Source organism: Desulforegula conservatrix Mb1Pa (assembly GCF_000426225.1).
Classification (GTDB): domain Bacteria; phylum Desulfobacterota; class Desulfobacteria; order Desulfobacterales; family Desulforegulaceae; genus Desulforegula; species Desulforegula conservatrix.
Genome location: NZ_AUEY01000041.1, coordinates 26,498 through 35,021, shown reverse-complemented (window position 1 = coordinate 35,021; position 8,524 = coordinate 26,498). Strand labels below are relative to the sequence as shown.

10 protein-coding genes are annotated in these 8,524 nt (G+C 37.7%); 9 read left to right on the top strand and 1 reads right to left on the bottom strand.

The features are described 5' to 3' along the window. Window positions 1-205, bottom strand: a 205-nt coding sequence (locus K245_RS0114070; RefSeq protein ID WP_027359204.1) for a helix-turn-helix domain-containing protein, incomplete at its 3' end; no start/stop codon positions are given. Between the two features lie 49 nt (window positions 206-254). Between K245_RS0114070 and K245_RS0114065 the strand changes: the two genes are divergently transcribed. The 9 genes from K245_RS0114065 (at window position 255) to K245_RS24560 (ending at window position 8,459) form a co-directional block, all read left to right on the top strand. Further along, window positions 255-536 (top strand): phosphoribosyltransferase, encoded by a 282-nt coding sequence (locus K245_RS0114065; RefSeq protein WP_027359769.1) that lies wholly within the window; start codon window positions 255-257, stop codon window positions 534-536. Between the two features lie 4 nt (window positions 537-540). Continuing rightward, window positions 541-1,473 (top strand): DNA-processing protein DprA, encoded by a 933-nt coding sequence (dprA, locus tag K245_RS26710; RefSeq protein WP_027359768.1) that lies wholly within the window; start codon window positions 541-543, stop codon window positions 1,471-1,473. 2 nt (window positions 1,474-1,475) lie between these two features. Then, window positions 1,476-1,961, top strand: a complete 486-nt coding sequence (locus tag K245_RS0114055) for an HAD-IA family hydrolase (RefSeq protein WP_027359767.1) — start codon at window positions 1,476-1,478, stop codon at window positions 1,959-1,961. A 22-nt stretch (window positions 1,962-1,983) separates the two neighbouring features. Continuing rightward, complete coding sequence (locus K245_RS0114050; protein WP_027359766.1) at window positions 1,984-2,811, top strand: hypothetical protein; 828 nt, start codon at window positions 1,984-1,986, stop codon at window positions 2,809-2,811. Window positions 2,812-3,037: 226 nt separating this feature from the next. Beyond that, window positions 3,038-3,469, top strand: coding sequence for an IS200/IS605 family transposase (gene tnpA, locus K245_RS0114045; protein ID WP_027359765.1), 432 nt, complete (start codon window positions 3,038-3,040; stop codon window positions 3,467-3,469). Window positions 3,470-3,620: 151 nt separating this feature from the next. After that, on the top strand, window positions 3,621-4,541 hold the full coding sequence (locus tag K245_RS0114040; RefSeq protein ID WP_027359764.1) for a dihydrodipicolinate synthase family protein: 921 nt from the start codon (window positions 3,621-3,623) through the stop codon (window positions 4,539-4,541). 154 nt (window positions 4,542-4,695) lie between these two features. Beyond that, window positions 4,696-6,729 (top strand): carbamoyltransferase family protein, encoded by a 2,034-nt coding sequence (locus K245_RS24565; RefSeq protein ID WP_035277287.1) that lies wholly within the window; start codon window positions 4,696-4,698, stop codon window positions 6,727-6,729. A 398-nt stretch (window positions 6,730-7,127) separates the two neighbouring features. Next, window positions 7,128-7,493, top strand: a complete 366-nt coding sequence (locus K245_RS0114025; protein ID WP_027359763.1) for a gamma-glutamylcyclotransferase family protein — start codon at window positions 7,128-7,130, stop codon at window positions 7,491-7,493. A 150-nt stretch (window positions 7,494-7,643) separates the two neighbouring features. Continuing rightward, on the top strand, window positions 7,644-8,459 hold the full coding sequence (locus K245_RS24560; RefSeq protein ID WP_051284141.1) for a class II glutamine amidotransferase: 816 nt from the start codon (window positions 7,644-7,646) through the stop codon (window positions 8,457-8,459). Window positions 8,460-8,524: the final 65 nt, after the last annotated feature.

Sequence of the window (8,524 nt, the reverse complement as noted above, 5' to 3'; positions counted from 1 at the left end):
CCAATCCTGTTTCATCATTCCTTTTTCCACGATCAAACAGTTCTGAGGCATTCTGTTCAAGCTCTTTCTTCCAGGCTGATATCTGATTGGAATGCACACCAAACTGATCGGATAATTCCGAGAGGGTTTTGTCTCCCTTCAAAGCCGCTAACGCCACTTTAGCCTTGAATGCTGGTCCGTGATTTCTTCTGATTCCTTTTGCCATTCTTCTGCTCCTTTTTTTTGATGTTCTAATAAAGCAGATTTTCACTTAAATGGCTGTCCAATTTTTCCAGACCAGCTCTAAATACTATATATTAGATGACTTGAAAGACTATAAATACATTTGTATTGTCGATGATCTAATTACAAGGGGGGCAACAATATCAGAAATAATTAGAGCCATAAGGACATCTAATCAAGTCTCTATTATTTTTGGGGTTGTTCTTGGCAAAACAGAAAATATAAATTATGCAAATCATATTGGCATTGAAATTAACAATAATCATGTCCCAGAAGAATATGCAGAAATATGGGATTCAAAATTATTAATGTGAGCAAATGGAATATTTAACTACTGAAACTAAAAATCTACTTTTTTTTCTTCAATTGCCTACTGTTGGTATTGCAAAACTTAGGTCTATTGCTAAAACAATGACTGAACACAACTCAGATATTCAAATTCTGATCAATAGAGCTTTAATACCAAAAGATAGTGAAGAATATTTAAATGCTGCTGAAGCAAAAGCAAACAGAATTATCGAACTTTGTAACAAATATAATATTGAGATATTATCATGTTTAGATAACTATTACCCTCATTTACTTAAAAAAATAGCTGATTATCCCCCTTTAATTTATGCTAAGGGATCTCTCACTGCATTATCAAATAAATGTGCAGCTGTTGTTGGTACTCGAAAAGCAAGTGATGTGGGCAAAAAAATATCAAAAAAAATTTCGGAATCATTGGCTAATAATGGTTTCACAATTGTAAGTGGGCTTGCTTTGGGTATAGACACATCAGCTCATGAGGGGACTCTTAAAGCTAACGGAACAACAATAGCTATTTTAGCTCATGGCTTAGATACAGTGACTCCTAAATCAAATAGCATTCTTGCCAATAAAATCCTTGAAAATGGAGGAACACTGGTGTCCGAGCATCCACCTGAAGTGCCAGCATATCCACCAGAATACGCTAAAAGAAATAGAATACAAAGTGGTATGTCTAATTTTTCGGTAATAATTGAGACTGGAGAAAAAGGAGGAACTATCCATCAAGCAAAGTTTACGAAATCACAAGGCAAAGAACTCTATGTAGTAATCCCTCCAAATGAAGATGTATACTCCTGTTTTAATGCTTCTGGTGGACAAATGATCATAAATAACATGGGCGGAATTAAAATTGGTTCAACAATTGAACTCCTTAATCGTCTATCCATTCCTTCTAAAAGGGTTCTTCCATTGAGCACTCAAATGGACTTAAAAGGGTTTTAAATATGACAATTTCTGGTTTACTTATTGATCTAGATGGAACACTCGTTAATACTTCTGAGATAGACGAGCTTCGCTTAGAAAGGCTCTGGAATAAATGCAAAGATAATCTTCATAAAACTCAGATATATAATGGTATTTCAGAATTACTACGACGAGCTAAAGACAATAATATTGCTATTGGTGTCGTAACCTCAAGTATATCAAACTATGCTATAAATGTTTTAAATTATCATCAGATCAAATATGATATTCTTATAGCTTACCACGATGTGAACAATCGTAAGCCACATCCTGAACCATATCTTTTAGCCGTTAAAAAACTTAATCTCGACATAACAAAAACAATAGGTATTGGTGATTCTGCTGATGACGCAATTTCGCTGAAATGCTCAGGAATTTTTTCTTATGGAGCAGGTTGGAACGAGAACTATTGCCGTATTAGTGAATGGGGGTGTGTTGTTAGCCACCCTTCACAAATAGAATTCTAAATTTATTTAAAGGAATATTTCATTGAAGCGATCTGTTTTAGGCTTTCTTAACGCATTTGTTTTACCAATTATTAGCTTTTTTGCGACTCTAATACTTACGGTAGTATCCACTTTTGTTGTTAAATTAGATGACAAAGGCACTTTTATTGTATTCTCGACTGGTATTACTGTTTCACTTGGTATTGCATTAATAGAGCAGCGCTTGCAGTCTGAATCATCGAACATAAAGCAATGGATCATTGAGGAACTTGGTAAACGATTTGATATCTTTAGAATGATTCAAGAAATCGACGATGAACAGCTTCAACAAGAGGTGTTTTTATTGGCACATCGCCTAAGCACAGGAGAGGTACCTACACACATTACTTCTGTACGCGTACCAGTTCTATACAACAACTCAAAAAATAATGTTTACGCTTCTAATATTTCACTAACTAGAGAGGATTTACTTCGCTGGTCATCAAATGCACGATTTAAACAGATAGTAGAAACCAGCCGGATTAGGTCACAAAATGGAGTTAAATTTACCAGAACATTTGTATTATCGCATGCTCAAACTATTAATAATGGTAGTAATTCATGGAATGAAGAATGTAAAGCTGTGATCCAGACTCAGGTAGATGCGGGTATTGAAGTTAGGATCATTTGGATAGAAGATTTACATATTGATCATATCGCCCCAACACGTCGTATTGACCGAAATTTTACAATCTTTGATGACACCGAAGCAATTGATGCAACAAATCATCAAATTATCTACCGCCCACCTTCCAAGCGAGTTCAAGACTTTATAGATCTTAGGCAAGAGCAGATTAAATATTCACATAAATATATAGACATTGTTAAATAAAGCATTAGCAGAACTCAAATAGTCTTAAAAATTGAAAGTTATCGATATTGGCCATATACTGGCATGCTCTAATAAACATATTATTTTATGATGTTGAACGTTAAATTAATTAATCATAAGTAACCCCCCGGCTCTGCCGGTGGACTCACAGAGTTTGACAGATCCTGGAATAAGAAGAAGTCTCCAATAACTGAACCGCCTAAAGTTCAAGCTAAAGGAGACTTCAATGAGCGACAGACAAAGCCTAAGTCATAGTGCCTGGGAATGCAAGTATCATGTAGTATGGATTCCAAAGTATAGAAAAAAGACTATTTATGTAGAATTGAAGAAATATTTGGGAGATGTTTTTCGAGATTTGGCCGGGCATAAAGAATGTGCAATATTGGAAGGCCACTTGATGTCAGATCATGTTCATATGCTTATTTCGATTCTCCCAAAGTATTCTGTGGATCAAGTAGTAGGCTTTATAAAGGGTAAGAGTGCAATAAGTATTGCAAGGGATTATGTTGGCCGGAAAAAGAATTTTACTGGCCAGAATTTTTGGGCAAGAGACTTTTATGTATCGACAGTTCGCAAAGATGAGCTATCGGTTCGAGAGTATATTAGAAAACAAGAACACGAAGACCGCAGGATTGAACAGTTAAGGCAGTTTGATTAATCACCTTTAGGTGATCCCTGTTTTTTTTTACCGCTTTGAGCGGTTCAGAATTCCATGCCACCGGCTTTGCCGGTGGTCGGTGACTTACGGATCTATCTTTATTTCTATGGATAAATTTTTCTTAGCGATCTTTTTGTATAGAGGAAAAAAAATGAGTACATCATCTCGTATGAACTTTGCTGGAATTAATAACATAATGATTACTCCGTTCACGGAAACGGAGAAGGTCGATTATGATAGTCTTTGTAATGTAATTGACAAAATTGTTTCTAAGGGTGTCCATGCGATTACAATCTTAGGTGTGGCTGGCGAAGCACATAAGCTTTCAGACCAAGAGCGATCTGAAATTACAGTTAAGGCATTTGAAACGGTAGCTGGTAGATGTCCAATTATCGTAGGCACTTCCAGTAATTCTACAAAAGAAGTTGTTTCTGCTTCCTGCTTTGCGGAACGTCATGGCGCTGCGGCAGTTATGATTGCGCCACCTAAGGGCTTGCAGTTTGGACCTCAACTAATAGAGCATTACAGTGAAGTGGCCAAATCTATATCTATTCCAATTGTGCTTCAAGACTACGCTGAGGTGACTATGGTTGATTTATCTCCTCAAAATATGCTTGATTTATTGAGATCAGTGCCGCAAATTGCTGCTATTAAGCTTGAAACTCCACCAACTCCACTGAGAATGAGTGAGACACGACAAATAGTTAATGATGACATTGCTATTGTTGGCGGAAATGGTGGCGTCTTATTTTTTGATGAGCTTCTCAAAGGCGCAAATGGTACAATGAATGGATTCGCCTACTCGGAAGCCTTACTAGAAATATGGAATCACTGGAACAATGACAACCAAAAAAGTGCTGAGAAAAGCTACTTTTGGATTCTCCCCCTCCTCACTTTTGAATTTCAGCCAAAGATAGGTTTAGCGATTCGTAAAGAAATTCTAAGACAGCGTGGCTGGATCAAAACTGCTGTTCTAAGAGGCGTTTCTTCCTATCTAAATTCTGAAATTCTTTCCGATTTATCTAATATAATGAAAAATCTTAGTATTGAAGATAAATACGATAATAACTAAATTTTATGAGAGCAAATAATTCATTAGACCCTTATGTAAAGGATCATCAGTTGATTAACTGATAAATACTTTATAAAAATAGATATTGTTGGACCAAATCTAATAGAAGTATGATCCTTGATCAAAAAAAACAATTTGTTGGTAGGAGTAGTAAATGATTGTTTTAGGATGGCATGGTGGTATCATCAGGGAGTTCCAGGATGCAGCTCCTGGGTGGTCAACGCATGATGGCTCTGCAGTTATTATACGAGATGGAAATCTAATCTGCGCTTTCGAGGAAGAACGCCTTAATCGCATAAAGCATTCTAATTACTTCCCGGCTCACGCCATTTATAATTGTTTAAAGATTACTGGGCTATCATTTGATGACATTGATGTCATTGCTATGAATTTTATAGAGCAAAATCGGAAAGTGTTTCCGTGTGATGCAGGGCTACCTTCTGTGAACCATTTTCTTGAATATCCAGAACAGCGCAGTTTCTCTGTCAGAGACATGATTTGTGAGCTCTTTGAACGCGAATTTTCTGCGGATGTTTCTAATAAACTATTCTTCTGTAATCACCATATAGCACATTTATGGAGCGCCTTTTCAACTTCTGGCTTTCCTGATGCGCTTGTCGTTTCGAATGATGGTTTTGGAGATAGTCTTTCAGGGTGTATTGCTGTGGGTGACTCAATTGGTATTAGTATTCTTAGACAACATTCTATCGAGCAATCGTTAGGAACATTATATAGAGATTTTATTCGAATCCTTGGTTACAAGCGATTTGATGAATACAAAGCAATGGGCTTGGCCCCATATGGTGATCCAAATCGTTTCAATGGTATATTCAAAAAAATGTATCAACTCCTTCCTGAGGGCAACTTCGAATTATTACCTATAGAAGAACGATGGGGACTACTGTATGATGAGGGGCTGGTCAAGCAGGCGCGGCGAGCAGGAGAACCCTTCAATGAAGTACATAAAGACTTTGCAGCAGGATTGCAAAACGCTCTTGAGACCATTGTATTTCATGTCATAACCCATTTTCGTAAAAAAACCGGAAAGTCAAACCTTTGCTTAGCTGGTGGTGTGGCACATAATTCTACTTTAAATGGAAAGCTTCTCAGTAGTGACTTATTCGAAAAAATATATGTACAGCCTGCATCTCACGATGCTGGAGGTGCTATAGGAGCGGCAATCGCAGCCTACGAAATGAAGGGCGACCAGTCTTGTCGGCGACAGATGCCCCACGTTTTTTTGGGTCGTGATATCGGTAGCGATATGGACATTAGGACTGCTCTTGAAGCATGGGGGCCAGTGCTTGAAATGAGCCCAATAACAGAGCCTGCGGCCGTTGCAGCACAACTAATTTCACAAGGAGAAGTAGTTGGTTGGGTTCAAGGGCGATCCGAATTTGGGCCCAGATCTCTTGGAAATAGAAGTATCATTGCTGATCCAAGGCCTATTAACAATTGGACGCGTATTAACAAAATGGTCAAAGATCGAGAATCATTTCGACCTTTTGCGCCATCAATTATAGAAGACAAGCTAACAACTATTATCGATACCCCAAAATGTAAAGCTGATTTATCTTTCATGACATTTACTCTCCCAGTTCGGAAAGAGTATAGGGAAATTTTAGGTGCGGTTACGCATGTTAATGGTTCTGCTCGCATTCAGACTGTATCTCAAAAGCAGAATCGCCTATACTGGGAACTCATACAAGATTTTTTTTCAATAACAGGTATTCCTGCTATTTTGAATACATCATTTAACAATAGTGTGGAACCGATAGTAGATACAATAGACGATGCTGTAGTTTGCTTATTAACTACTGGACTGGATCTAATGATAGTTGGTAATTACTTAGTGACAAAGAATGATTTTATCTCTAATCCACAATGTATCTTATCGCTTAAGGTGCAACTGTCGGCCAGCAAGAAGCTCGTTAAACGATGCACGATGACAGTTGAAGGTCAAAAGCAAATTCGTTTTGCTATAGAGGCCACTGCGTCTCTCATCTTTGACCAAGCGAGTGTTAACATTTCAGAGAAGCTTTTTAAAGCCATCGCTTTTTCGGATAGAGCTCCTACAGTTGGAGAATTATTACTTGATAAAGATACGAATTTCGAGATGTACGATAAAGAACTTTTTGACGAACTCATTTATCTATGGAAATTACGCGCAATTAGAATACTCCCATGATTTTATTCTCAGTCGAGAGAGCCTGTTCTCGTAATCGAGATCAAGGCTTTAAATGATATGCCTGTAAGATGAAAAGTAAAAAATATATACCTTTTCAAAAATGCATCTCCGTTCATGTAAAGAGTCCAGTAATAAACCCTCATCCGACATCCCCTGCAACGTCCTTGCAAAGATATCCAGAATGGTTTGCAAATATGGCAAACTACCATCACGTACTCAAATTTAACTAAATACTTAAGCAGCTGTTTTGAGTTCTTTCTTATTTTACTTGTAATTGGAATTTCATTAAAACCCTATAAATTCATTATATATAAGACATATGGTCTTTATTTATGACTCATTTGGCTATATAAATATATTGAGTAAGTAAGCAAATAGTATAACGAAAAGAGGTTTAAATGAGACATATGCTTTTTGTATACGGCACTCTTAAAAAGGGATTCGGCAATCATGGACTGCTTGCAAATGCAGAATTCAAGGGTAATGCCATAACCCAAGAAAAGTATGCCCTGTATGTAGCTGGGATACCATTTGTAATTAAGGACGAATCCATTTCACACATTCATGGTGAACTTTACGTGGTCAATCAAGCAACCCTTGCAAAACTGGATCGCCTTGAAGGACACCCGGACTGCTACAAACGGGAAACAATCAAAGTCAGCTTGGAAGAAAGAGAAGCAGCAGAAGCAATCGCAGCATGGATATACTTTTACCCTGAAAAGCGAGGTCTTTTAATCCAAAGCGGCATATATGAAATCCGGTAACGATCTTCATTGATAAGTATCTCAGGACATATAAATAAAGAAACAAGAAACAGAAAAGCAAGTACCACAACCGATATCAGACCTCCTCCTCAAAAGCAAAAAAACCGAAAAAACCCATCAGTAGCTAACATTATATATAAGGAGTGACTTATGTGTGAACTTCTTGGCATGAGTTTTAATAAGCCGATAAGACCGAGATTTGCATTTGCAGGCTTGAAATCAAATTCAGATTATCATTGCGATGGATGGGGGCTGGCTTATTACCCTGAAAGCAGCAAATCCGCTGTTATTTTTAAAGAGCCTATTGCAGCATGTGACAGTCAGCTTGCATCATTTCTTCTTAATTATGACCAGATCAAATCAAACACCTTTATTGGACACATCCGCAGAGCTTCAATAGGCAACAACTCGCACTCGAATACGCATCCGTTCAGCAGAGTTTACAATAAGCGGGAATGGACTTTTGCGCATAATGGCTCTTTGCATGGGCTGAGAAGCATAAATGAAGGGCTGAGCTATTTACCTCTCGGTCAGACTGACAGTGAAAAAGCCTTTTGCATCTTGCTTACAGAAATAAAAGCACAGGGTCTCAGACCTCAAGGTAAGAAGAACTCATACACTCAGAGACAGTTCAAGGCGATTCATCAGATCCTTCAGTCCATAAATACTATCGGTGACGGGGCTTTTAACTGCATTTTTTCAGATTCTGAAAATTTATTTTGCTATCGAGCAAAAAAAACGAAAAATCCCCTCAAAAATTTATATAAATATTTGCGAAGCCGTCCATTCAGGGAGGTCATTCTGAGAGACAGCGATCTGGAAATCGATTTGAATATTGTAAAGGACGATAATGAGGCTGGGTACATAATAGCAACAGAGAAACTGACCGATGAGGAGTGGACAACTTTTCAGCCCGGCCAGATGATTGTTTTCAGAAATGGCAAGATTGTATCGGATGTAATTTGAGGGAAGCCGGTCATGATAGACAGCCGGAAACCGAACTCAATACATATTATGCAGTATGTATTGAG

What these genes read in the sequence shown, in the direction of transcription:
- K245_RS0114065 (WP_027359769.1), top strand. Translation starts at nt 255, where the DNA reads ATGGCTGTCCAATTTTTCCAGACCAGCTCTAAATACTATATATTAGAT.
- dprA (WP_027359768.1), top strand. Translation starts at nt 541, where the DNA reads ATGGAATATTTAACTACTGAAACTAAAAATCTACTTTTTTTTCTTCAA.
- K245_RS0114055 (WP_027359767.1), top strand. Translation starts at nt 1,476, where the DNA reads ATGACAATTTCTGGTTTACTTATTGATCTAGATGGAACACTCGTTAAT.
- tnpA (WP_027359765.1), top strand. Translation starts at nt 3,038, where the DNA reads ATGAGCGACAGACAAAGCCTAAGTCATAGTGCCTGGGAATGCAAGTAT.
- K245_RS0114040 (WP_027359764.1), top strand. Translation starts at nt 3,621, where the DNA reads ATGAGTACATCATCTCGTATGAACTTTGCTGGAATTAATAACATAATG.
- K245_RS24565 (WP_035277287.1), top strand. Translation starts at nt 4,696, where the DNA reads ATGATTGTTTTAGGATGGCATGGTGGTATCATCAGGGAGTTCCAGGAT.
- K245_RS0114025 (WP_027359763.1), top strand. Translation starts at nt 7,128, where the DNA reads ATGAGACATATGCTTTTTGTATACGGCACTCTTAAAAAGGGATTCGGC.
- K245_RS24560 (WP_051284141.1), top strand. Translation starts at nt 7,644, where the DNA reads ATGTGTGAACTTCTTGGCATGAGTTTTAATAAGCCGATAAGACCGAGA.